General features: G+C 45.0%; 20 protein-coding genes and 2 pseudogenes. 12 read left to right on the forward strand and 10 right to left on the reverse strand.

Annotated elements, in window-relative coordinates; all coding sequences use genetic code 11:
• Positions 1-316 precede the first annotated feature (316 nt).
• Positions 317-2,296, forward strand: a complete 1,980-nt coding sequence (locus WR49_RS16910; protein WP_046224790.1) for a methyl-accepting chemotaxis protein — start codon at positions 317-319, stop codon at positions 2,294-2,296.
• A gap of 110 nt (positions 2,297-2,406) precedes the next feature.
• Positions 2,407-2,745: pseudogene (locus WR49_RS16915) on the forward strand (MarR family winged helix-turn-helix transcriptional regulator); the annotation flags it as partial.
• A gap of 124 nt (positions 2,746-2,869) precedes the next feature.
• Here WR49_RS16915 and WR49_RS16920 read toward each other — a convergent pair.
• From WR49_RS16920 to WR49_RS16945, 7 genes are all read right to left on the reverse strand, one after another.
• Positions 2,870-3,613: a GntR family transcriptional regulator gene (locus tag WR49_RS16920; RefSeq protein WP_017103508.1), complete on the reverse strand. Its 744-nt coding sequence runs from the start codon at positions 3,611-3,613 to the stop codon at positions 2,870-2,872.
• A gap of 120 nt (positions 3,614-3,733) precedes the next feature.
• Positions 3,734-4,351, reverse strand: coding sequence for an MFS transporter (locus WR49_RS21655; RefSeq protein WP_443083173.1), 618 nt, complete (start codon positions 4,349-4,351; stop codon positions 3,734-3,736).
• Positions 4,276-5,019: an MFS transporter gene (locus WR49_RS21660; protein WP_231574721.1), complete on the reverse strand. Its 744-nt coding sequence runs from the start codon at positions 5,017-5,019 to the stop codon at positions 4,276-4,278. The genes WR49_RS21655 and WR49_RS21660 overlap by 76 nt, the downstream gene beginning before the upstream one ends.
• Positions 5,020-5,113: 94 nt before the next feature.
• Complete coding sequence (locus WR49_RS16930) at positions 5,114-6,067, reverse strand: PfkB family carbohydrate kinase (RefSeq protein ID WP_046224791.1); 954 nt, start codon at positions 6,065-6,067, stop codon at positions 5,114-5,116.
• Entirely contained in the window at positions 6,057-7,079 is a 1,023-nt protein-coding gene (locus tag WR49_RS16935; RefSeq protein ID WP_046224792.1) for an ADP-ribosylglycohydrolase family protein, read from the reverse strand. The genes WR49_RS16930 and WR49_RS16935 overlap by 11 nt, the downstream gene beginning before the upstream one ends.
• Positions 7,080-7,153: 74 nt before the next feature.
• Complete coding sequence (locus WR49_RS16940; RefSeq protein WP_046224793.1) at positions 7,154-8,452, reverse strand: nucleoside permease; 1,299 nt, start codon at positions 8,450-8,452, stop codon at positions 7,154-7,156.
• Between the two features lie 340 nt (positions 8,453-8,792).
• The gene (locus WR49_RS16945; RefSeq protein ID WP_046224794.1) at positions 8,793-9,956 is read right to left on the reverse strand and encodes an amino acid permease; all 1,164 of its coding nucleotides are present in this window, start codon (positions 9,954-9,956) and stop codon (positions 8,793-8,795) included.
• 489 nt (positions 9,957-10,445) lie between these two features.
• Here WR49_RS16945 and WR49_RS16950 point away from each other — a divergent pair, with 489 nt between their 5' ends.
• From WR49_RS16950 to WR49_RS16960, 3 genes and pseudogenes are all read left to right on the forward strand, one after another.
• Positions 10,446-11,681 (forward strand): MerR family transcriptional regulator, encoded by a 1,236-nt coding sequence (locus tag WR49_RS16950; RefSeq protein WP_046224795.1) that lies wholly within the window; start codon positions 10,446-10,448, stop codon positions 11,679-11,681.
• A pseudogene (locus WR49_RS16955) lies at positions 11,682-12,250 on the forward strand (GNAT family N-acetyltransferase).
• 213 nt (positions 12,251-12,463) lie between these two features.
• Positions 12,464-13,012 carry a carboxymuconolactone decarboxylase family protein gene (locus WR49_RS16960; protein WP_046224796.1) on the forward strand — a complete coding sequence of 183 codons (549 nt, stop codon included), beginning with the start codon at positions 12,464-12,466 and terminating at the stop codon, positions 13,010-13,012.
• Positions 13,013-13,126: 114 nt separating this feature from the next.
• Here WR49_RS16960 and WR49_RS16965 read toward each other — a convergent pair whose 3' ends face one another.
• Positions 13,127-14,554 carry an aminotransferase-like domain-containing protein gene (locus WR49_RS16965; RefSeq protein ID WP_046224797.1) on the reverse strand — a complete coding sequence of 476 codons (1,428 nt, stop codon included), beginning with the start codon at positions 14,552-14,554 and terminating at the stop codon, positions 13,127-13,129.
• A gap of 122 nt (positions 14,555-14,676) precedes the next feature.
• On the opposite strand from WR49_RS16965, the gene WR49_RS16970 reads away from it, so the two are divergent.
• The gene (locus tag WR49_RS16970) at positions 14,677-15,573 is read left to right on the forward strand and encodes a DMT family transporter (RefSeq protein WP_046224798.1); all 897 of its coding nucleotides are present in this window, start codon (positions 14,677-14,679) and stop codon (positions 15,571-15,573) included.
• 67 nt (positions 15,574-15,640) lie between these two features.
• Here the strand turns inward: WR49_RS16970 and WR49_RS16975 are convergent, their stop codons facing one another.
• Positions 15,641-16,066, reverse strand: coding sequence for a DUF3010 family protein (locus WR49_RS16975; protein WP_017054855.1), 426 nt, complete (start codon positions 16,064-16,066; stop codon positions 15,641-15,643).
• A gap of 210 nt (positions 16,067-16,276) precedes the next feature.
• Here WR49_RS16975 and WR49_RS21525 point away from each other — a divergent pair, with 210 nt between their 5' ends.
• Together WR49_RS21525 and WR49_RS16980 are read left to right on the forward strand one after the other, a co-directional pair.
• Positions 16,277-16,432 (forward strand): hypothetical protein, encoded by a 156-nt coding sequence (locus WR49_RS21525; RefSeq protein WP_170960289.1) that lies wholly within the window; start codon positions 16,277-16,279, stop codon positions 16,430-16,432.
• Between the two features lie 29 nt (positions 16,433-16,461).
• Positions 16,462-17,331, forward strand: a complete 870-nt coding sequence (locus tag WR49_RS16980; RefSeq protein ID WP_017054854.1) for a LysR family transcriptional regulator — start codon at positions 16,462-16,464, stop codon at positions 17,329-17,331.
• A 175-nt stretch (positions 17,332-17,506) separates the two neighbouring features.
• On the opposite strand, the gene WR49_RS16985 is transcribed toward WR49_RS16980, so the two are convergent.
• On the reverse strand, positions 17,507-19,168 hold the full coding sequence (locus WR49_RS16985; protein WP_017054853.1) for a methyl-accepting chemotaxis protein: 1,662 nt from the start codon (positions 19,166-19,168) through the stop codon (positions 17,507-17,509).
• A 274-nt stretch (positions 19,169-19,442) separates the two neighbouring features.
• On the opposite strand from WR49_RS16985, the gene WR49_RS16990 reads away from it, so the two are divergent.
• The 4 genes from WR49_RS16990 to dgcA all read left to right on the forward strand — a co-directional run bounded on the left by WR49_RS16990 (position 19,443) and on the right by dgcA (position 23,283).
• A complete protein-coding gene (locus tag WR49_RS16990) occupies positions 19,443-19,955 on the forward strand; it encodes an RNA methyltransferase (protein ID WP_046224799.1) in 513 nt (170 codons plus the stop codon).
• Positions 19,956-20,216: 261 nt separating this feature from the next.
• Complete coding sequence (locus tag WR49_RS16995) at positions 20,217-21,095, forward strand: LysR family transcriptional regulator (RefSeq protein ID WP_046224800.1); 879 nt, start codon at positions 20,217-20,219, stop codon at positions 21,093-21,095.
• 136 nt (positions 21,096-21,231) lie between these two features.
• Positions 21,232-22,239: an N-acetyltransferase DgcN gene (gene dgcN, locus WR49_RS17000; RefSeq protein ID WP_046224801.1), complete on the forward strand. Its 1,008-nt coding sequence runs from the start codon at positions 21,232-21,234 to the stop codon at positions 22,237-22,239.
• Positions 22,240-22,296: 57 nt separating this feature from the next.
• Entirely contained in the window at positions 22,297-23,283 is a 987-nt protein-coding gene (gene dgcA / locus WR49_RS17005) for an N-acetyl-D-Glu racemase DgcA (protein WP_046224802.1), read from the forward strand.
• Positions 23,284-23,394: the final 111 nt, after the last annotated feature.

The following is a 23,394-nucleotide window of genomic DNA, read 5'->3' on the forward strand; positions in this document are numbered from 1 at the left end:
TTCTCTGAGCACATAATTGGTGCAGACCTACCCCTTTTGGGTGGTAAAAATGTGTCAGTTTTCAGTCGATTGCGTCAATAAAATGTTGTCGCACGTGTTTTTGGTATCGTTAGGTCGCTTAGCTAATAGTTTTATCGGTAAATCAATGAATTTTGTAAGGTTAAATGTTACCTTCATCGCATCGCGATCTGTGTGGCACGGTAATTGATGCATATTGATCAAGTTGAATAATTATACAGTCACAATTGAGGCGCATCTTATTAAGGATGTGCGTGTTAGATGACTGAAAAGATTTGTTAGCTGCTAGGAAATAAAAATGAAATTAACCGATATGTCTTTTAAGCAAAAAATCATCGCCTTGCTTATTTTACCGATCTTAGGGTTTCTCTGGCTCAGTGTTTCAGCGATATCCAAGGGCGTGGAAACCAAGACTGAAATGTCTTCATTAAACCAACTGACACGTCTTTCGGTTGTGTACAGTGAGTTAGTGCATGAGTTACAAAAAGAGCGAGGCATGACCGCTGGCTTTATTGGTTCTCAAGGAACCAAGTTTGTCAGTGAATTAGCCTCGCAGAGAACCAATGCCGACAACCGACGCAACCAAAGAAACGATTACTGGCAGTCTGCTAGCATCGAACTGCCACAGATCAACCGTTTGAATACAGAGATCAGCCAAAGCCTTAATCAACTTTCTTCTATTCGAAATCGAGTGGATTCTCAATCGATTCCGCTGTCTGAGGCTTTGGGTTACTACACCCAACTGAATGCAAAGCTGCTGAGCGTATCGGCGTTAATTGCTGAGCTTAGCTCTGATGCTGCCATCACCACTGAAACCATCGCTTACTACAACTTTTTACAAGGTAAAGAGCGAGCGGGTATCGAGCGTGCTGTCCTAAATAATACCTTCTCTAAAAATGAATTTGGCCCAGGCATGTTGGTTAAATTCATCTCTTTGGTGACTGAGCAAAATACGTACTTCTCAAACTTTGAGGTATTGAGTAACCCAGCTAACGTTCGTTTCTTTGAACAGCAATTGAATGATCGTTCGGTGGCAGAAGTAGAAAAGCTTCGTGGTTTGGCTGAATCTAAGATGAGCGGTTTTGATGTTGATCCTGTGTATTGGTTCGCACAATCAACGGCACGTATTGTTCAGCTAAAGAAAACAGAAAACCACTTAGCAGAGTCACTTATCGCACTGACAGAGAAAAAAATGTCAGAGGCGCAGTCTGCGATGATGATGAGTATTGGTCTGTTTGCTTTGATAACCTTGTTCGCGACCTTCGTGAGCTATAAGACGATCAGCGACCTGACGATGAGAGTAAAAGATCTTACAGTGATGTTGTCTAAGGTTCGTAATGACAACGACTTAACAGTTCGTGCTAAGTTCGTTGGTAACAGCGAGCTTGGACAGATCTCTTCGGCACTTAACGAAACGCTAGAGAAGTTTTCGAATGTCATCGATAACTTGTATCAATCGAGTTTGACCTTGGCTTCAGCTGCTGAAGAAACCTCACAAACCTGTCACTACAACTCGAATACGTTGGTTCAACAACAAGACCAAATTGGCTTGGTTGCGACGGCGACAGAAGAGTTATCAGCAACGGTAAATGAGGTGGCGGCTAAAACTCAGCAGACAGCAAGTTCCGCTAAACTGGTCGATGAGCAGTCTCAAGAAGGTTTGAGTACGGTTCAAAACTCTTACCACTCTATCGAAAAACTGGCATCTGAAATTAATGATCTAGCGGAAAAGATCACGCACTTACATGAGAGCAGTAATAACATCAACAGTGTGATTGATGTGATTAAGTCGGTCGCTGAACAGACTAACTTGTTAGCATTGAACGCGGCAATTGAAGCGGCAAGAGCGGGTGAGCAAGGTCGTGGATTTGCGGTCGTAGCCGATGAAGTTCGTACACTGGCGCAGCGCACCCAGCAATCTACAGCTGAAATTGAAGGCTTTATCAGCTCTCTACAATCAGACGTGCAAACCGCGTTTAATGTTATTGATAACAGCCAGAAGATGTCGTCTAAAGCGGTTGAGGATTCAAAAGAGGTGGAGCACACCTTACAAGGAATCTCAGCATCGGTAAGCGAGATCTTTAGCATGACTGAGCAGATCGCAACCGCGACCGAAGAGCAAGCGGTCGTGACTCAAGACATCGCGCAAAACGTGATGGCAGTAGAGCAGAAGTCGACAGAGTCGACCACTGGTGCAACACAAATTGCAGCGACAGCCAAAGAACAAGCTGAACTGGCAGCTTCACTGAAAGATATCGCGAGTACTTTTAAGAGCTAAGAGAAGAGCTAAAGTTAAAGTTGAGAGTTATATAACGAAATGTCCCGCCTAGTGCGGGACATTTTTTTAGCGGGGTACTTTTTCTTTTTTTGTGGGGGGATGAAGCGGCTAAAGCGCTTGACCTTACTTACTTGCAGTACATTGTGATGATGGTGCTGTGGGAAGAAAAAGAGATAAATGTCAAAGCCCTAGGCGCAAAAACGCATTTGGATTCAGGTACGTTGACGCCTTTACTCAAGCGCTTGGAAACGAAAGGTTACGTGCTTAGAACTCGCAGTGCTGAAGATGAACGAGTTCGAGTTATTACACTGACGCCTGCAGGGCTAGAGCTCAAAGAGCAAGCGCAGACCGTGCCAGTTGAAATGCTGTGTCTTTCTAAGATGAATGAAGATGAGCTTAAATCGCTAAAAGCACAGTGTGAGCAATTGCTTGGTAATTTGACCAAGTAAGTACTTTTAGTTTTTGGCCATGGTAATCAGAACATAAAAGCCCGTTAGTCCTACTGTTAATTAGTTGCGATTGCTAATTCAAGTAAGACTAACGGGCTTTTTGTATCTGCTGTCATTTTTGATGCTAGTCTTCGCTTACGAACACATACATATCACCACGACAGCGGTTGATACTGTATTCAATCGGCACGCCTTTTTTATCGTAAGCGGTTTGCTCGATAAGCAGTACAGGAACCGTTTCATCGATGTTGAGCTTTTCTAGAAACTCTTCCGTTGGCATCTTAGCGGATACACGACTTTGTGTTTTGGTTGGCGAAATATCTTGGCTACGGAAGTAGTCGTAAAGCGACAACTGGATCTCGTCAGGGTCGTGGATAAGATGCGCAGGAACGTAAGACTCTTCAATAGATACGGCTTGCTCGTCGATGTAACGAACGCGCTTCAATAGAAAGACTTGATCGTTTTCGGCGATTTTAAGCATCTTGGCTATTTCAGAAGAACACGCAATCACGTCTTTCTTAATCCATAACGTGTCGGGCTTTTTGCCTTTCAAAACCACTTGTTGAGAGAAGCCGGTCGCTTCTTTACTGGAGTACTCAACCGTTTCACTGATCATGGTACCCAAACCACGCGAGCGAACAATCACGCCTTCTTTATCTAATATATCCAACGCTTTACGAACGGTGATACGAGACACACCAAGCTTGTCACTGAACTCACGCTCGGTAGGAATGAAGTCTCCACCTTTGAGCATCTGTTGCTCAGTCGCCAGCTTCACTGAATCGGCAATCTTCAGATATAAGGGTGATTTATCTTTCTGTTCGATTCGTTCTTGAATCAGGGTAAGCAGTGGTTGATAAGCGCTCATAAAGGTCTGTTTTAGCTTTTATATTTAATCGAAGTATACCCGAAGTTCTCAGCCCGCACTTAATAGAAATGTGAAATCTGAGGGCGAAACAAAGATTCCACCACTCAGAAGTTTATCCAGTTAGTTTGAACGTTTCAGCTGATAACGTGAGGCTGACGCTTTGTCGCTACAAGGCTCTGTTGAAATGGGTTTTACTTTGAAGGTCAGGACTGTGGCGATGCTCACCAACACAGCACAGATCAAATAGGCTATCGAGTAACTGCCATACCAATCCACCGATATTGCCGCAAGGATAGGGCCGATAAAGCCACCAATGCCCCAAGCGGTATAAAGCACACCGTAGTTGGCGCCAAAGTTTTTCAAGCCGTACAAGTCCGCCATGATTGAAGGAAACACCGCTAACAAGGTGCCATATCCAATGCCTGCCAACGCCGCGCCAACCATTAAAGTCGGGCTAGAAACAAACTGGTTGAACAGCAGCATATTGATGGTTTGCAGCCCAAGCGCGATGGCTAATGTTTTCAACGCACCAATCTTGTCGCTCAATAGCCCAGACACTAATCGACCTGCTGAGTTGAATATCGATAAGGTCACAATCAAATAAGCGCCTTCTAAGATACTGGCTTGCTCAGCAGCAATAGAGGTGATGTTGGCGATGATCATCAAACCAGCTGCCGCGCCAAAGCGTAAGTAAACCACAGTAAGTAGAACTGTTTGGTTGCGAGCATCTCTTTCCACATGTAGTTGCGGCTCGGCTTTGACATTGGCTTGGAGGAATCCGATTCTGATGAGCGAGCTTTGGGTTCATACCCAGCTGGTGGGTTTTTGATAGAGCAAGCCAGTGGAAAGGCGATAAAAATCAAACCTGCCCCAAGTATTTGAAGGCTTTGCTCTAGACCGAATTCTGAGATTAGATAGCTAGTAAGAGGTGCCAAGTAAATAGCAGCCAGCCCGAATGCAGTGGCGAGTAACCCATTGACCATGCTTTTTTGAGAAGAGTGAAACCACTTCATTGCCGTTGGGTTCAAGCATGCGTAAGCGAATCCAATACCGGCACCAGTGACTAGACCAAAGCTCACATTAAGGTTCCAAGGCGTTAAGGAGAGGCTCGCCAAGATCATTCCCGCGCCAGCCATCAAAGAACCCACCATTAATACTTTTTGTGGGCCGATTTTATCTTGAATACGACCAGCAATGAGTAGCGCCAATGATAGGGTGATTATAGTGATGGTGTAGGGCATCGAGGCTTGAGTGTTGTTCCAACCAAGGTCCAAAAGAGAGTTTTTAAATACACTCCAGGTATAGAGAACACCAATGCAAAGGTTGATTCCACAGCTCGCAAGCAGAATCCTTGTCGCTTTGTTATTTGCATTAGAAAAACGGTTCATAACAGAAGAATGATTCATATTAGAAAGGCCAAAAAAGCTAGGTAAAAGAAAGACAGGCATAACAAAAAGGCCCAGTAATACTGAGCCTTGTGTCTACATGACTTAACAGGAATTAGTATTGGTTAAGGTAGTGAGTTATCTCGTCAACGCTTGGCGCGCAGTCGCCACCCACATGACTCACCACATAAGACGCAACCGCATTGCCAAGTAAGATCGCGTCAGGCAGCTCCCAGCCAGAAGCCAAGCCCGCCAACACGCCACCCGCATGGGTATCACCTGCGCCAATAGTATCAACCACGGTCGCTTTAAATGGCGCAACGTTCCCGTAGCCATCTTGAGTAGCGAACAGAGCACCATCACTGTCGATACGCAGAATTAGTGGGCATCCATACTGGTTATGCCATTGTTCTACAAAAGTATTTATCTCTTGCATGCCGAGCACTTTTGCTTCTTGGCGATTTAAAGATACGGTCGGTTTCAGCTTGATTAGGCGATCAAATAGTGGCTTTGGAATATCACCAATACGAGGGCCAAAATCGATGAATAGCTCAATACCGCTTGGCAATGTTTCAAGCCAGCTAACGATCTTCTCTCCACAAGCTGAAGATAATTGGTAACCCGAAAGGTAGACGATCGCATTGTCTTTAAGATCCAACTGCTCAAGTGCTTGTTGATTCCAATTGTTCTCAACGCCGCTAACCGATAGGAAAGTACGTTCGCCATCTGGCTCTACTAGCGCTAAACACCACCCGTTGTCGCCACTTGGATCTTGTAGGCTACTTGTTAGGCCTTTCTTGGCCATAGCAGCGGTAATTATATCTGCCCATTTACCTTGACCAATTGGTAGAGCGTTAACAGAGTCAACACTGAGCCTCTTCAATGCAATGGCGATGTTGAGAGCGCAACCGCCGACATGAATGCCTTTCTCGGTTAGCTCTACATCTGTGCCACGTTTCGGTAGGGCAGGTGTTTCTGTCACAATATCGACCACAGCAGCGCCGATTAGGCACAACTGTCGTTTGTTTTGTAGAGTTGGAATCAGTGTAATCAAAGCACTATGAGGCATACCCTTGCTCCTTAATCTCTCTTAAGCGTAGGAAGGTTTCAGCGTAACCGGTAAAGTCGAGTTGGTTTTCGTCATCGAGCTGTTTTTTCAGTTCGACATCGATAGCTTGAATACCATTCAATGCGCCACAAATTGCTGTAGCCATTGCGCCTATCGTATCGGTATCACCACCTAAGTTTGCACATAGAATGGCACAGCGATTTGGATCGGTTTGAGCTAGTTCGACCATGGCGATTGCTGCTGGTACAGACTCAATTGTGCTCACACCAGCGCCAACAAGGTTATAGATCTTTTCCATACGCTCTTCAACGCCGCTGTTTTCTGAAGCAACCATCAGAGCCAATTCAATGCGTGCCCCCATCGAAGCGCTGAAGGTGGTGATGTTCTTAGTTTGAGCAGCAACCGCAATCGCGGGTAGTTGATCTTTGATTGCGTTCCAGCTGTGACCTTCAATCGCTTTAGATATCGACCATGCAATAGCTACAGCACCAGAAATCGCTACGTCTGATTTATGGGTTGGGCTTGAAGCTAATGCGACTTGGTCGATGAAGGTGTCTAGGCTGGTGGTTGGTACTAGGCAGCCCATTGGAGACACGCGCATTGCCGCACCATTGGTCACGCCGTTGTTTTCTAGTTCATCAATTGATGTCCCTTCCTTGATAGCGCGCATCGCGGCTTTTGAACTCGGGCCAAAAATGTTCTTATTGAATGCGTCAAAACCTTCAGCCCAACTTAATACGTTACGAGCAATAATCTCTGGTGAGATTTCGCCATCGCATTCAATTATAGCGTCTGCAAGAGCCAGCGCCATTGAGGTGTCATCTGTGAACTGGCAAGCATCGAAATAACAAGCGGCGTTGTTTTCAGCTGGCCCCGGCAGGAAAGAGTCAATCCAACCAAAGTGTGCTTTTACTCGGTTTCTTGGCCAAAGCTCTGATGGCATTCCCATGGAATCACCCAGTGCTTGACCATAAAAAGTGCCTAAAATTCTGTCTTGTTTTGAAATGCTCATCTTACTTCACCAAAAATAGGTTATCTAAAAGCTGCTCAGTCAGAAACTAGGAGAGAGACTGAGCAGGTATAAAATTACGCTTGAGCTTTTTCTACTTGAGTCTGCTCTGATGGGTTTCCATCTGATTTGTTGTCGATTTTGATCTCTTTGATCTCGCCGTTTGGCTCACGGAAGAAGTACATAAAGATAACTAGGATGATGGCTATCATGATGGCGCCGAAGCCCCACATACCACCCCAGTCAAACGTTAGTCCGTTTTGTGGTTCGTCATAAGCGAACATCTTCTCCATCAACACGCCACCTAAGCGGTAACCCAGCAAGCTACCAATACCTTGGCAACCTAATGTGATAAGGCCTTGCGCAGCGGTACGCATGTGAGCCGGTGCTTTTTTGTCGACATAGATGTAGGCCGTTACGAAGTAGAAGTCGTAGCTCACACCATGCAATAGGATGCCTGCGAACAGCAGCGAGTAGAGGTACCAAGTGTCTGCGCTACCGTAAACGAAGAATCCGTAACGAACCGCGGCAGTAAATAGACCAAGAAGTAATACCTTCTTAATACCAAATCGTTTTGTGAAGAATGGTAGTGCCAGCATAAAGAAGATTTCAGAGAACTGACCCAGCGTCATCCAACCTGTCGCATTGCTCATTCCGACTTCAGTTAGGTAGCCATTAGCGAAGATGTAGTAGAACGCTAGAGGCATGCTGAACATGAAAGAACAAACGAAGAATGCTAGGAAGTTTTTGTCTTTTAGCAGCACGATAGCGTCTAGGCCAAGCATCACTTTAAGGCTGAGTTTTCCGGTACTTTTCGGTGGCGTATCTGGCAATGTTAGCGCGAAGATACCCAGAGCCAAAGATGCTAAAGCGGTAAGAATAAGTGGGATATTGCTTGATGAAATATCACCATAGCCTAACCAACCTGGTAGGAAGCCGATAGCGATACCTGATGCAATCCAACCGATCGTACCCATTACACGAATGCGCGGGAAGTCACGTTCTACGTCTTCTACGTTAGAGAAAGCAATGCTGTTGGTCAGTGCAATCGTCGGCATGTAAGTTAACGAGTAAAGCAAAAGTAGTGGGAAGAAGGTGGCGAACTCGGTTTGCTGAGCCGCTAAGTACATCAAACCTGCACCTGCTATCAACATTACAGAAAGTACTTTCTGTGCAGCGAAGAATCGGTCGGTGATTGATCCAACTAAGATCGGTGAAATGATCGCGGCGATCGCGGTACATGCGTAAGACCATGCGATCTCAGTTGGTGTGAATCCATTGGTATTGAGTATTTGCCATAGGGGAACAAACCATGCTCCCCAGATAAACCATTCAATGAACATCATTGAAGACAGTTTGAAGCTATTCGATTTCATTATTATGTCCTTTAGTACTGTAGGGTACGCAAATGATGGTATTTCAAATGATAATACCAATACAATACCATTAAGGTTGTTTTGTGATCTAATTATCAGATGTATCAGCAATCGATCTACTTTATATGATCATAGATCATGCTGTTTTGAGCAGGGCTGGAGTTTGAAATACTGAGAGAGGGTTTATCTAAATGATTGTGTCTAATTACTTTGTCTGAAGGCTTAGTTAATTGGGTTTGGCGATGAAGGTAGAGTTTGTAGATAAGAATATTAGGCATAAAAAAGAGCAGCCAAAGCTGCTCTTCTTGGTATCTTTTTAGGTCTATGACCGAGTGATGAACTACCCCATAAACCAAGACACGAAAATCAACGCACCAAAGCCGAATGTTGCCATTAGTGCCGTGTCGCCGCCGGCTGCTGTGTAGCTGCCTTCGGTTTGTAGGTGAGGGAAGTCAGGTCTACGAACCTTAACTACCATTGCGAGTGGGCCCCAGATAGCTAGGAACACTAGCACCATGCCTGCATAGTCCAGCATGCTTACAAATTGGCTAGCGAATAGCTCTGCTAATACCAAAGGTAAGATGAAGGTCAGCGCATAAGCCAACGCTTTGTTGTTGGTCACCGCGTCTTTGTTTTGGTCGTAAAGCGCCATCGACACGCCGAGGAAAGAAGTCACCAAGGCTAAAGCAGAGAACAGAGCGATCACCACTTTCAACCAAGCAGATTGGCCGCTGAACGCAGAGATCAACTCAGAGATATTGTGGAACTGGCTTATCGCGTCTGTGCCAAGGTTGCCGATAATCGCGAATAACCAAGTTAGGTAGCAAATTAATGGAATCACTGAGCCTAGCAGAATCATATTGCGGATCTGCTTTTGAGTTGCTTCACGGTTGTAGATAACCAGTGACGGGATCACCACCATAGAGGCAAAGCTAGTAAAGATAACTGCGCTGTATTGCACCACGTCGTTGGCCGTGTATTGGCTGGTTTGAGTTAGGTAATCAAGGCGAATGTTGCTAAATAATGACGCGATAACGATAAACAGCATCACGACCATCGAGATGAATAGCCCGCGATTCAGTTTGTCGATATAAGACTTGCCCGAGACTACGATAGCACCCATCAATAGGCTGAAAATGGTATACGCAACGGGTGCTGATACATCGACACCAACGTCGAGCAGTAGCTTATGAATGATGTCACCGACACCCAAGATATAAGCGATCAACATGCATACTAGCAACAGGTAAAAGAGTGCATTGATAAAGTGTTTACCTTTGCTGCCCAGAGTGAGGTAAGCAACACTGCTCATGCCACTGTTGTCTTTAGTTTTAGTGCATGCTTCTGCCAGGAGGAGTGCAGAGTATGTGGTGCCGATAAAGATAAGTAGCATCAGCACTGAGCTGATCATGAAGCCAAATTGGGCCAACACCATGGGAATAGCAAGCATGCCAGCCCCTAATGCAGTTCCTGACAGAATCAAAGAACTGCCGAATAATTTCATATTCAAGAAAGCAACCTCAAAGTATCCAATTAATTTTTTGTTGGATTGTAAATATTTGTTGCCAAGCCTAACAAATTACTCAGTAAAGTTAGGGGTTAATTTCTAATAAATTTTGAATTTTTCTAAAAAATTTAAGCAGGAATTTCTGGTGTATATGTGTGGTTGATTTAAGTATTCATTCGGTGAGTTTATTTATCGTTTAGTTAACGTTCGTCCATTATTGAATGATTTAGAAATTGGCAAAATTCGATTAAAAAGAAGTATGTTTATTAGCTAATTGTTTTCAATTCATCAAGTTTAATACCTCTCCTTTCCTGAATCCCGTTCAGGCAATGTCGATGACTAACCGTTCTATGGATAAAAGACACGCTCAGATCGCTTTATCAATTTGAAGGTAAATAGGTAAAGAACGAGAAAAGTGTCGAAAATTCTGTTGACCCGACTACAACTTCATAGTTTATCTTTACTACTGAAATGAGGGAGAAGTGGATGTATCGCATATCTGAATTAGCGGAGCTCGTTGGCCTGAGCCGTTCAACGCTTTTGTACTATGGAAAGTTGGGTTTGATAGAAGCTCAACGCACCAGTAATGGTTATCGAAGTTATTCCGAACGCGACTTGCAGCGTGTGAAATTGTTGCAGCAGTTACAAGCGGGTGGACTGACGTTGAAAGAGTGTCAGGCGTGTTTGGATGCCAAGGTTGACCGCTCCTTGTTACAAAACCGACTCGAACAATTGGACGAAGAGATCGCTCAGAAACAGCGTTCGAGAGATCTTTTATCGGCCTTGTTAGGCGAGAGTGGTTTGCAAGATTGGCATGAATCGATGGACAAGGTGGCGCCTGATGCGCATCTCGATTGGCTCATTAAGCAAGGCTTTGATGAGAAGCAAGCACTGCGACTGAAATGGCTTTCAAAAGACATGAACGATCATGACCAGTACATGGCGGATTTTGAGGTGATCTTTGCGGGTTTACAGCGTTTAGGGCCAGGAACAGCGGAAGATACTTTAGCGGCGTTGGTACACGTTTCGGTTTCTCCTAAACGTGTGCTTGAGATCGGTTGTGGTAAAGGTATTGCCACCTCTGTGTTAGCGAAAGCCTTAGTAGAACATCAAGTGGATGTGCAAATAACGGCGGTAGATAATGATCAACCGAGTTTAGATGTTCTGACTCAGCAAGCACAGGTTCTTGGCTTAGAAAGCAACGTCCAAACCGTGTGCGCGAGCATGATGGATCTGCCGTTTGAAGCTAAGTCGTTTGACCTAATTTGGTCGGAAGGCAGCGCTTACATCATGGGTGTTGAAAAGGCGCTAAAGCAGTGGCGAAATTTACTCAGTGATGACGGCATATTGGTCGTTAATGATTTGGTGTGGAATACCGAACAACCTAACGAATCGAGCAAAGCGTTCTGGCAAAAAGAGTATCCAAACATGACGACGGTATCCGAGCGAATTAAACAGGCACAAGCTGCGGGTTATGAAGTCTTGGAGCACTTTGCACTGAGCGATGCTGGTTGGCTTGCGTATTACCAGCCCTTTCAAAAGCGAGTAGAAGCGCTTAAAGCAACGATGCCGAACTCAAAAGCGCTCGTAGATTGCGACAATGAAGTTAAACAATTTTTCGATCGCAACACATCAAAGAACGGCTTGGGTCAACAGCCTTCGAAAGGTTCTGAACAACGTGATTTTGATTATCAATTCTTTGTGCTCAAGAAATTAAAGTAAGTGAGTAACACCATGAAATTTAGACAATATAATTCAAACGAAATCGAAACGATCACTCAAGTTTTCACTCAAACCTTTACGGATTCAGAAGGCGAGAACGAAGGTAAAACCGTGGGTATGCTTGCCAGCGACCTTTTAACGACTACAGCCCCGACAGAGCTACTTTGCTTTGTCGCTGAAGACGATTCTAGTGAGTCGAATGCGGATAGCACGATTGTTGGCGCGATTATCTTTACGCCGCTTTCATTTGATGATGAAACCAAGGCATATTTGCTTTCGCTAGTGGCGGTGAGCACTCAGATGCAAAAGCGTGGTATTGGTCAGCGCCTGATTAACTTCGGTTTGCAGTTTCTAAAAGAGCAGGGTATTGAGCTTGCAGTGACGTACGGTGATCCTGACTACTATTCAAAAGTGGGTTTTGGCAAAATGACCGTTGAGCAGGTCCCAGCGCCCTTTGAGTTGAGTTTCCCTCACGGTTGGGTAGCTCAATCGTGACTGGTGGTCAAGTCAAAGTGAAAAGTGGAAAGTCGAGCTGCGTTAAAGGCTTGGCTCACGCAGAATATTGGTAGCCGCTTGCAAAAAAATTGAGAAAAAGAGAAAGCCCATCAGGTGTTGCCTGTTGGGCTTTCTTGTTATGAACAAAAGATATTTTTTTTGCTTCAATGTATAAATTGAACGATCGTTCTTGTTTGATCTATATTGTTTTCACACCAACGGAGAACATTCATTAATTGCTCCGTGATTGAATAACTTTAGAACCGTAAATTGATAGGGATAGAGCCATGAGCAACTTCAAAATTCACTCAGTAGAATCCGCGCCAGAGCAAAGCCAACCTATTCTTGAAGGCGCTAAAAAGCAGATGGGCAGAGTGCCGGGCTTGTTTGGTGTGTTGGCTGAATCTCCAAACACACTTAAGGCTTACACCCAGCTACATCAGGCGTTTAGTGACTCATCTTTCGATGCGGAAGAGCTAACGGTTGTTTGGCAAACCATCAACGTGGAACACGAATGTCACTACTGTGTTCCTGCACACACAGGTATCGCACATTCAATGAAGGTTGACCCTGCTATTACTGAAGCATTGCGTAATCGCACGGCTTTACCTACTGAAAAGCTGCAAGCTCTGCATGATTTTACGCTTAGCATGGTGCGGAATCGCGGTAATGTGTCTGAAAGTGAAATGGCAGCATTTTTCGAAGCGGGCTACGGTCATCAACAAGTGCTAGAAGTGATTCTTGGCCTGTCTCAGAAAGTGATCAGTAACTACGTAAACCACGTTGCTAAAACGCCCGTAGACAAAGTATTTGAACAGTTCGCTTGGCAAGGTTAATCGCATTTAACTAACCATCGTATTTAAGCAACTCAAGATATGATAATGATGAAAGCCCCGCTCAGTTGAGTGGGACTTTGTTGTTTGGATTGAATGTGGATTTAACAAGGTTACCTAACGTACGTGCCTGGCGATTATATTCGCTAGTGTCACAACCCCTTCCTTCCACTCTTTACTCTCTTCAATATTGGCAACAGTGAATCGCAAACAGTTCCTGTATTGGTCATTAGTCCCAAATACTGTTCCGGGTAAAATGCCTAACTTATGTTTTAAACAATCTTGATAGACCGCGTAGCTATCGACCGATTCAGGTAGTGTTATCCAGTTTAGAAAAGATCCCTCTGGCTTCGATAAATGATAGCGTCCTTTAAGGTGTGGGTAGCTATCTAATGCTTGTATTAACAGGCTTTGGAATTGCTTTTGATTGGTTTGGTAGAGCCGTTTCATTTTGGATAAATGACTGCGATATTTACCGGTAGTGAGGAATTGCCCCACTGCGGATTGCATCAAATTTGAGCTGCCCATGTTGTCGCAAAGCTGATACTTTTCGACCAAAGGTTGGTAACGCCCCGACAGTAGCCAGCCAATTCGCAAGCGCGAGTCTAAGGTTTTAGATAGTGAGTTCACATAGATAACCCGATCTTGGTTATCAAGTTCTTTGAGGCTGGCGATTGGTCTATCAAACGCCAGACTACCAAACACATCGTCCTCGATGAGCGGTAAAGAGCCAGTGACCTCTAATAATAACTCACGGTTAGCTAACGGCATTCGCGAACCTGTTGGATTGGTAAAGTTCGGTGTGAGAAGCAGCGTTTTTACTTGCCATTTATCAAGTGCACTTTGTAGCGATGGGATGTCTATTCCGTGGCTAACACTGCTTGGTATTTCTAGAGCCTGCAAACCCAGTGATTCAAGTAGCAGCAAGTTGCCGAAGTAACACGGTGACTCTACCGCTACGATGTCGCCCGGCTTGGTTAATGCCCGTAAAGCCAGGCTGATCGCTTGTTGCGCACCATGAGTAATCGCAATCTCTTTCGATCCCGCAGGTACGCCTAGATCATGGGTGATCTTTAACAATTGCCTTACTAATTGCTCGTCACCGGGCGGTAACTGGTAATAACCCGGTAATTGGGTTTGTAAACGGCTGTGTCGACCGATTTCGGCATATAAGCTACGAATGGCGGGGTTGTTGATGTTGGGATGGGCAGAGCCAGCCAGCAGTTTTAAACGACCTTTCGGGGGAGAGAGTACAGATTTTGTGACTGACAATAGATCAACTTTTTGAGGTTGGCTTGGCGTATCCCAATTAGTGGTATTAGGTGCTTTGACGCGATAACCCGATTTGGGAACAGAATAAACCCAGCCTGTCGCTTCGAGTTCTTGATAGGCTCGAATCACGGTATTTTTACTTACTCCAAGTTGTTCACTGAGTTGGCGAATAGAAGGTAATCGGTCATCGGGGTGAAACAAGCCTTTCTCTATCTGATCTTTAATGTGCTGCTCGGTCGCTAGATATTTGTTGCTGCTGAGTTCTACGTCCACACATTCACCTCTCGTTTTTTTCTCAATCTGTAACCATTAAAAGTATTATATCTGTATCTTTATTACTTATCTGTACCCAACTAAGGTAACAGCATTGATGAAGAGTTGACCAGAGGTTTGTAATGCTGATTAAAATGATTCCGTTTGTGTTTGTAATATTGTGGTCGTCAGGCTTTGTTGGCGCACGTCTTGGTGTTGAATACGCCGAGCCTGCGACGTTACTTTCACTTAGGATGGTCGCTAATGTCGCGCTGTTTTTAGTTTTGATAGCGTTTCTTAAGCGTCGTATTCCTCGTGGTCGAGCATTTATTCACGCCTGCGTGGTGGGCATTCTGATTCATGGTTTCTACCTTGGTGGAACGTACTTTGCTATAAATTTTGGCATGCCTGCGGGGCTCAGTTCGTTACTTGTTGGCTTACAACCTATTCTCACGGCACTGATCATGGTCAGCTGCACGTCACAGCGTTTTAACGCCGCTCAATGGCTTGGCTTATCGCTTGGTTTTGCCGGTATTAGCTTAGTGTTGATGGGGAATATTGAATGGCAATCGGATGATCAAAAAAGCATTGCGACATTATTGTGCTTAGTCTCCCTGGTTGGCATTACCTGCGGCACTTTATACCAGAAGCGCTTTTGTCAGGGGACTGATATGGTGGGTGGGGCGATGGTGCAATACCTAGCAGCCGCGGCCTTGTTTCTTCCTTTCGCGATGCGTTACGAAACCATGCAAGTGAACTGGACTCTGGAGTTTACTCTAACGCTTGCTTGGCTCGTGATTGTTCTATCGTGCGTAGCAATTCTGTTGCTGTTGTATATGGTTGAGCATGGTGCATCCTCAAGCGTAGCATCGGTGTTTTATTTAGTTCCGCCAACGACGGCAATTCAAGCTTGGCTTATTTTTGGCGAGTCGTTTGACACCTATGGTGCAATGGGGTTTGCCTTGTCAGCTACAGCGGTATATTTGGTAGTGAAGAAGCCAGTTTTAATGAAACCGCGAAGACGAGCTGCATTAGACTGATAGCAATAAAAAGAGCCTGAATTATATTCAGGCTCTTTCTGGTGAGTTGTTTGTTAGCGACTAAGAATTAGCGCTTCATCAAGCACGCATAAGCTGTTGTAAATGGAGCTTCTTGGTATTGCTTAAGGCCAGTTTCTTTGAACTTCATCATAAGAGGGTTACGCTTAAGGCTTTCTTTGATGTCAGTTGGTGACACAACAGTGACGTCTAGTCCATCGATCAACTGAATTGCTGCTTCTAGTTTGAAGCCAAAACCACCGCCAGCAAATTTACCTTTTGTTTGGCGTTGACGAATCACAACTTTGTCTACTTGGTAATCTTCCATTAACTTTGCAAATGAGAATTGAAAGTCTTTCATATTCTGTGTGTCGTTTGCGTCGCTAATCGCAACCTTAGAAACTCGGCAATCAGGGATGTTAAATACACCATCTGATAGAGAAAGAAGACAGATGACTGCGTCGTTACCTTTGATTTCAACACCACAAATTTTCATGTTTATACCTATTTACTTTTGAGCCGTACATTATGGTTCTATTTCTATGACTTCTCCAGTATTTGAGCATATCTGTGGTAAATAAGTACAATATTTCCTTTGGTTTTATCTTTTTCAAGTTGCCCCTTGCTTAAACATTCGGCAGTCGATACAGGGGGGCCATGAGTGCTAAGGTTTTGAAAGTGGCTTTAGCAAGTCATGTTGCTGATCATGCAATGGGTCTTCGGATACAGCATTGAGCTGACGGTGATGTCTATGGGGCGTTTAGGGGGATTGGTTTTTAATGGTTGTAGTCGGTATCTCTATGCACATAACCTATCGAGCATGGTGACACTGATTTGTAACTTCAATACACTGTCTGGGTAACCATCGTTCAGTATAGGGTAAATAAAGGTATGGCCAATTGGGAAGGGGTAAGTGAGTTTGTTGCAGTGGCAGAACGTGAAAGTTTTACCAGTGCGGCGCAGAAGCTTGCAACGTCAGTGGCTCAAATAAGTCGTAGAGTCGCGAACCTTGAAGAGCGTCTCGCGGTTAAATTATTAAACCGAACCACGCGCAAAGTCTCTTTGACAGAAGCGGGCCAGCTTTACTATCAACAATGTAAGTTGTTAGTTGAAGGTTTAGAAATTGCAGAACTTGCGGTTACACAGATGCAATCTACACCAAAAGGTCTGCTGAAGGTCACCGCTCCTGTGACCTATGGGGAACGTCAACTTGCCCCAATTCTTCACCAATTCTTAAAGCTCTACCCACAGGTAGAATTAGATCTGATGTTAACCAACCAAAAGCTTGATCTTATCGACTCAGGTGTTGATGTAGCGATTCGCTTAGGTCGCTTAGAGGACTCTAGCCTGGTAGCAAAGAAGCTCTCACAGCGACAACTTTATGTTTGTGCTAGCCCCAAATATATTGAACGCTCTGGAGAACCACATACGCTCTCGGAATTGACTAATCATCAATGTTTGGTGGGTGGTTTTGAACATTGGCGTTTCAAAGAAAACGGTCGCCCTCGTTCTGTTCGTGTCAATGGGCGTATTAAGTGCAACAGTGGTCTTGCATTGCTGGATGCAGCGAAGCAGAGCATTGGCTTGGTTCAATTACCTGAATATTACGTAAGCGAAGATCTAGAGTCGGGAGAGTTGGTTGAAGTGCTGTCTGATTATCGAGACGATAAAGAGGGGATTTGGGCGCTTTATCCGCAGAACCGCAATTTGTCTTCAAAGGTTCGCCTGTTAGTGGAGTTTCTTTTCGAGCAATTGGGTTAATGGTATGAACCGAGCTGTCTTTGAGTAAGTACAGAATATTGGCTCTATTTGAATGGCTTCTTTGTATTAATGCATCATTAAACCAAAATTGGGCTTCAGAATAGAGATTCTGAAGCCCACTACTTAGTTAATGCGAGACACCTTTAAACATTAAAGTACTGTGTACAGGCTTAAATTAGACGGTGAAGCGATCCACCAAGTGATACAGCTCATTTGCACGACTATTGAGGTTTTGGCTACCAGTACGGTTTTGATTCGCGAGTTCCGCCGATTGCGAGCTTTGGTCGGAAATCACAACAATACGTTGAGATATCTCTTGGCCAACAATGTTCTGTTGTTCTGTCGCTGTTGCAATAAGTGAATTCATGTCCATGATGGTATCTATCGACGCTTGAATTTTCGCCAGAGCTGCAGCCGCAGCATTTGCTTCTTCCACCGTTTGAGCACTGCGATTTTGGCTCGAATCCATCGCTTTTACAGCAGCATCTGAAGCGGCTTTTAGTTGTTGGATCATTTTGTGGATGTCGCCCGTACTTTCTTGAGTTCGGCTTGCAAGTTTACGAACCTCATCGGCAACTACGGCAAACCCACGTCCTTGTTCACCGGCACGTGCGGCTTCAATCGCGGCATTTAATGCTAGTAGGTTGGTTTGCTCGGCGATGTCTTGGATTACCGCCAGTGAAGACGAGATATTCTGAACATCGCCTTCTAAACGAGATACCACTGTGTTCGCTTCTGATACTTCGCTCGCGAGGCCAGCTACCGAGTTTGCAGCAGCATTGACAATTTGTTGAGCTTCTTTGGCGTTGTTTTCCGCTTGTTTTGCCGAATCCGCAGCCTGACTTGCATTACCAGAGATCTCTTGTGCGGTAGTGGTCATCTCTGTCATTGCTGTTGCGACTTGTTCTGTTTCTTCACGTTGGCCAGTAGCAATCTCATCGACCTGAGCGGCGCGAGAAGACATGCTGGTGGTCTCTGATACGACCTGCTGACCCACATCACTTACGCTGCGAATGATGGTTTGTAGACTGGCAACGAAGGCATTGAAGTTTTCGCTAAGCCTGGTGAATTCCGGTGCTTTGAACGCCTCCATTCGAGCGGTTAAATCGGCTTCGCCACTCGCAAACGCGCTAATCGAACGATCAAACTGCTCTAGGGGTTGCATGATCGTTCTATTCACAGCAACAGCGAATACGGCGACAACAAGGGCAATCAAACCACAGAACATTGCGATAGCAGTCAATGAGCTTTGTAGCGCAGCATTGGAGCTTTCTTTCATCTCGGCAATAACAGCGTCGATGTCATCAGTGTAGAAGCCAGTACCCAACATCAAATCCCACTGTGGAACAAATACTGAGTAGCTTAATTTTGGTAACGCGACAGATTGACCTGGTTTCGGGAAATAGTAAGTTGTGAACTCACCCAATTTAGCGTTCTTGATGAGGTCGCGGATTAAATAGTTACCTTGCTTATCTTGCAGATCGTAGTAGTTGTTACCAATTCCATCTTCACTTTGCCCAACCACGACTCGGACACCTTTCGAGTCATAACCAAAAATATAGCCAGACTCGCCATATTCTAAGGTTCTCAATGTTGGTAAGGCTTCTTCTAGCGTTGCACCTCTATCCAAGAATGGACTGATCGAAGAGTAGGCCATTTGTAGATATGCTTTGAGTTCCTTTTCTTTCATCGCCATCATATTGCTACGCGTCGATTCTACTTGCTGTTCGGTTAGCTCGGTGCTCTTCATATACGTCACGCTCATCATGCCAATTGCCATTAGTAGCAACGGAATGAAAGAGAGAATATAAAGGCGATTTTTGATGGTTAGGGTCATGTCACGCTTCCTGTGCGATTGTCCAATGCAGTTTTCAACAGATTATTAATGTGAATTAAAAATGTAAATGAACTTGTTGTTTAATTGCTATCCTAAATAACATTTGTTTTGTAAATATGAAGGTGGTTCTGTTTTCTGCTCGTGAGGCCTATGTAATCAGGGTCAGTGCACGTCGTTATCTGGTTGTTTATGTGCTTTTGCATTCGACATTGCTTTGTTAGAATGCGACGCTTTGTAGCACCCTGCTATGCCTATTCGTTAAGTGAGAAAATTCATGAACAAAAGCCATGTGACTATTGGTCTAACTAACCCAAAGAGCCCGACGAATGTTGGTGCTGTTATGCGCGCGGCGGGTTGTTACCAAGTCGATGAAGTTAAATACACAGGGCAACGCTACGAAAAAGCCGCGAAATTCCACACTGATACTAAGAGTGCAGCGCGTACGATCCCGCTTACTGGCGTGGAGTCATTTTTAGATAACCTTGAGCTTGAAACCCAAATTGTGTGTGTAGAACTTGCAGAAGGTGCAACACCGCTTCCGCGTTTTAAACATCCAGAAAATGCTATCTATATTTTTGGCCCGGAAGACGGGTCTATTTCTCAAGATATCGTTGATAGAGCGGATCATGTTGTTTATGTACCAACGGTTGGCTGCATGAATTTGGCAGCAACAGTGAATGTTCTGCTTTATGATCGTCTTGCAAAGTCAGAAGAAATGGACGAAAGCAACGAGCTTATTCAAAAAAGCCGCGATAACCGTAATCATCTGCTAATCAAAGAAAAGTAAATCTCTTCTTGTCGTGTTACCTATCCTGTAATATCTATCCTGTAAGCAATCGGAGAAACTACTCTCTCTATACTTTACTAGAGAGGTTATCTTCCCTTAAAGAACTGCAGCAGTTACGTACTTGTCTTAACCTTTCAAACCTCATATTGCAGGGTTACTTGCTCAGTTTTATAGCACCACACAGGCAGCCATATAGATAACAACTTTGCTAATACAACAACCAAAACTTGAGCTTGCTTGTTGAACCATAAGGACATCAATGTGAATCTAAGACAACTGGAAGTCTTTTACGCCATCATGCAAACCGGCACCGTATCTGGAGCCGCACGTAATCTGCATGTGTCACAACCTAACGTGACGCGTATTCTGGCGCACACAGAGCAACAACTCGGGTTTGGTTTATTTGAAAGAGTTAAAGGGCGCTTAGTACCAACGGTTGAAGCGAAAACTTTGTTACCGGAAGCGGAGAAGGTCTACCAACAGCTGGGTCAATTTCGTTCTTTGACCAACAAAGTCAAGCAAGGCCATCAGCATTTACGTATTGGTGCGCCACCGATTCTGGCGACCAAATTATTGACACCAGTGATCGCCCAAATGTCTCGTGAGCAAGAACTCTCTTTTGAGTTACTAACAGCCAACCGTGACGAACTGTGTGCTGGGCTATTAAAGCATGAGTTAGATATTGCTATTGCGTTTGGGGATGAAGCGCCGCCGGCGGTATTGGCTGAAACGTTATTGACCCAATCACTGAAGGTTCTGGTTCCATCAGATCGAGTTGATCATTTACCCACTGAATTGACCCTGGATGATCTGATTCGTTCTCCGCTGCCAATCATCGGGCTTGATAGTCGAGATCCGCTGGGTTTGCTGCTGCATCAAAGCTTGATAGCGCGAGATGAGCATTATCATCATCCGATATCCGTTCGTGGTTACAGTGCAGCTGCGGAACTGGTGAAGCACCAAGCGGGGCTTGCAATTGTGGATCCGTGGACGGCCGCTCAATACCAAGATGATGAAGCGGTTTGCATGTTGCCACTGAAGCCAGACATACAATTCTCGGTTTCGATTTTGTTTGCGGAACACTCGCCACAGTCGATTGCGGTTAAGCAGTTCATTTCAGCATTACAGTGCTCTTTCTAACTCCTCACTTTTTGAGCATTACTTAACTTTTCACCTATAACCTTGCGTTATAGACATTCGATAAATAAGCATTCGGCACCTTCGAAGTTCTTAATTAAAGTAAATTCATACAAGGACTTATTAATTAGGAATACTCATGTCTATCGCTCAACCTTACCTTCTTTTTCTTGGGGATGTTACTGACCCACTCGCTGCAAAAACCGCTCGCGGTATTCATCAATGGCGACCAGAAATCTGCCTCGGCCAACTGCGTTTAACAGGCAATACGGTTTCTCTTGGTTTAACGGATATAACCTTACAAGAGGCGCAAGCACAGGGCGCGAAAACGTTAGTCATTGGCACCGCAAACCCAGGTGGCGTTATTCCTGACTCTTGGCTGCCAACCATAATGGCAGCTGCAGAAATGGGATTTGAGATTGCGTCTGGCATGCACCAGCGCTTGAGTGAATTTTCACCGCTTGCTGAGATGCAACAGCGAGGGTTGACTAAGCTCCATGATGTACGCCATTTTGATGGTGACCTAAAGGTTGGTAACGGTAAGCCTCGTCAAGGTAAGCGCCTGCTTACTGTCGGAACAGATTGCTCAGTCGGTAAAATGTTTTCAGCTTTAGCTATTGAAGAATCGCTTAATAAAGCGGGAACATCTGCTCTGTTCAAAGCGACAGGGCAGACTGGTATCTTGATCGCTGGCAGCGGCATTTCGATTGATGCTGTAGTTGCGGATTTTATTTCCGGCGCGGTGGAAGCGATTAGCCCCGATTTTACCGACCACGAATGGGACATCATTGAAGGGCAAGGTTCTTTGTTCAACCCTTCGTTTGCAGGCGTGAGTTTGGGTCTTTTACATGGCGCACAAGCCGATGCCTTAGTGTTGTGCCATGAAGTCGGGCGACCACATATTCGTAACCTTCCTCATGCTCAACTACCAAGTATAGAACAGACGATTGGAGCCAACTTGCAAGCGGCGCGACAGACCAACCCAGACGCGACGCTGGTGGGTATCTGTTTGAACACGTCGGCGATTAGCATTGAAGATGCTGAGACATTGTGCCAAGAATGGGCCACACTCTATCAAGTGCCGGTGACAGATCCAGTGCGCTTTGGTGTACAGCCCATTACTGATCATTTGCGACATTCACTTTAACGACTTCATCATTTCTACGTTTCCATTTGTTAAAGCGAACATCAACCGAGTGAAATTATGCAGATTACAGCAGAACCCATTACTATCGCGATGCAAACGCCTTTTCGCATCTCTCGTGGCAGTCGAACTGAGTGTCACGTTGTTCGTGTTTACATTGAACATGATGGCAAACGAGCTCAGGGCGAATGCACGCCTTACCCACGATACGGCGAGTCATCGGAGTCTGTGTTAGCGCAAATCCAACAAGCAACTAGCGCACTTGAAGCCATGTTTGAACGAGGCGTTACCGATCCGGCAGAGCTAAGAGATCACCTTCAGTCTTTATTGACCGGAGGGGCAGCGCGAAATGCGGTCGATTGTGCGCTTTGGGATTTTGAAGCTCAGCAGAACGACCAGACCTTTCCAAACAGCTTGTTTGAGTTACCTGCTCAAATCGTGACAGCAATGACCGTCTCGATTGGCACACCGGAAGCGATGGCGACTCAGGCTCGAGACTATGTCGCGAATGGAGCAAAACTTCTAAAAGTGAAGCTTGATGGTGAACAAGTAGTAGAGCGTGTGCGCGCTGTCCGAGAAGCAGCTCCCGAAGTTAAAATTGTACTGGATGCCAATGAAGCTTGGACTGGATTGAATCTCGAAGAGCTGTTCAATCAACTGACAGAATTTGATATTGCGATGATCGAACAACCTCTTCCACAGCAACATGATGCGTCACTGGCACACATCAAGCACCCGATCCCACTGTGTGCTGATGAAAGTTGTCATACTACCTCACAGCTCTCATCGCTGTTGGGCAAGTATGAAATGGTCAACATCAAGCTTGATAAAACGGGCGGTCTGACTGAAGCCTTGGTACTTGCAGAAGAAGCCCAAAGGCTTGGCTTTACTCTTATGTCGGGCTGTATGCTCGGTACATCGTTGGCGATGCGAGCGGCGCTGCCTATTGCTGTTCAATCTGAGATTGTCGACCTTGATGGCCCTGTATTGCTCGGCCAAGACGTGTCTCCAGCGCTGACTTATCGAGATGGGATGATTATTCTTTAGTTCGTTGAGCCCGTTTAATCGATGGACATGACATGAATGAAATCGTATGAGTGAAAGCTTGTGCGATTTTTTAGATCTCTAGTCCTTAACTTATTAAATAATCAAAGGTTT

The organism is Vibrio sp. ECSMB14106, assembly GCF_000972265.1.
Classification (GTDB): Bacteria; Pseudomonadota; Gammaproteobacteria; order Enterobacterales; family Vibrionaceae; genus Vibrio; species Vibrio kanaloae.

What these genes read in the sequence shown, in the direction of transcription:
- WR49_RS16910 (WP_046224790.1), top strand. Translation starts at nt 317, where the DNA reads ATGAAATTAACCGATATGTCTTTTAAGCAAAAAATCATCGCCTTGCTT.
- WR49_RS16920 (WP_017103508.1), bottom strand. Translation starts at nt 3,613, where the DNA reads ATGAGCGCTTATCAACCACTGCTTACCCTGATTCAAGAACGAATCGAA.
- WR49_RS21660 (WP_231574721.1), bottom strand. Translation starts at nt 5,019, where the DNA reads ATGAATCATTCTTCTGTTATGAACCGTTTTTCTAATGCAAATAACAAA.
- WR49_RS16930 (WP_046224791.1), bottom strand. Translation starts at nt 6,067, where the DNA reads ATGCCTCATAGTGCTTTGATTACACTGATTCCAACTCTACAAAACAAA.
- WR49_RS16935 (WP_046224792.1), bottom strand. Translation starts at nt 7,079, where the DNA reads ATGAGCATTTCAAAACAAGACAGAATTTTAGGCACTTTTTATGGTCAA.
- WR49_RS16940 (WP_046224793.1), bottom strand. Translation starts at nt 8,452, where the DNA reads ATGAAATCGAATAGCTTCAAACTGTCTTCAATGATGTTCATTGAATGG.
- WR49_RS16945 (WP_046224794.1), bottom strand. Translation starts at nt 9,956, where the DNA reads ATGAAATTATTCGGCAGTTCTTTGATTCTGTCAGGAACTGCATTAGGG.
- WR49_RS16950 (WP_046224795.1), top strand. Translation starts at nt 10,446, where the DNA reads ATGTATCGCATATCTGAATTAGCGGAGCTCGTTGGCCTGAGCCGTTCA.
- WR49_RS16960 (WP_046224796.1), top strand. Translation starts at nt 12,464, where the DNA reads ATGAGCAACTTCAAAATTCACTCAGTAGAATCCGCGCCAGAGCAAAGC.
- WR49_RS16970 (WP_046224798.1), top strand. Translation starts at nt 14,677, where the DNA reads ATGCTGATTAAAATGATTCCGTTTGTGTTTGTAATATTGTGGTCGTCA.
- WR49_RS16975 (WP_017054855.1), bottom strand. Translation starts at nt 16,066, where the DNA reads ATGAAAATTTGTGGTGTTGAAATCAAAGGTAACGACGCAGTCATCTGT.
- WR49_RS21525 (WP_170960289.1), top strand. Translation starts at nt 16,277, where the DNA reads ATGCAATGGGTCTTCGGATACAGCATTGAGCTGACGGTGATGTCTATG.
- WR49_RS16980 (WP_017054854.1), top strand. Translation starts at nt 16,462, where the DNA reads ATGGCCAATTGGGAAGGGGTAAGTGAGTTTGTTGCAGTGGCAGAACGT.
- WR49_RS16985 (WP_017054853.1), bottom strand. Translation starts at nt 19,168, where the DNA reads ATGACCCTAACCATCAAAAATCGCCTTTATATTCTCTCTTTCATTCCG.
- WR49_RS16990 (WP_046224799.1), top strand. Translation starts at nt 19,443, where the DNA reads ATGAACAAAAGCCATGTGACTATTGGTCTAACTAACCCAAAGAGCCCG.
- dgcN (WP_046224801.1), top strand. Translation starts at nt 21,232, where the DNA reads ATGTCTATCGCTCAACCTTACCTTCTTTTTCTTGGGGATGTTACTGAC.
- dgcA (WP_046224802.1), top strand. Translation starts at nt 22,297, where the DNA reads ATGCAGATTACAGCAGAACCCATTACTATCGCGATGCAAACGCCTTTT.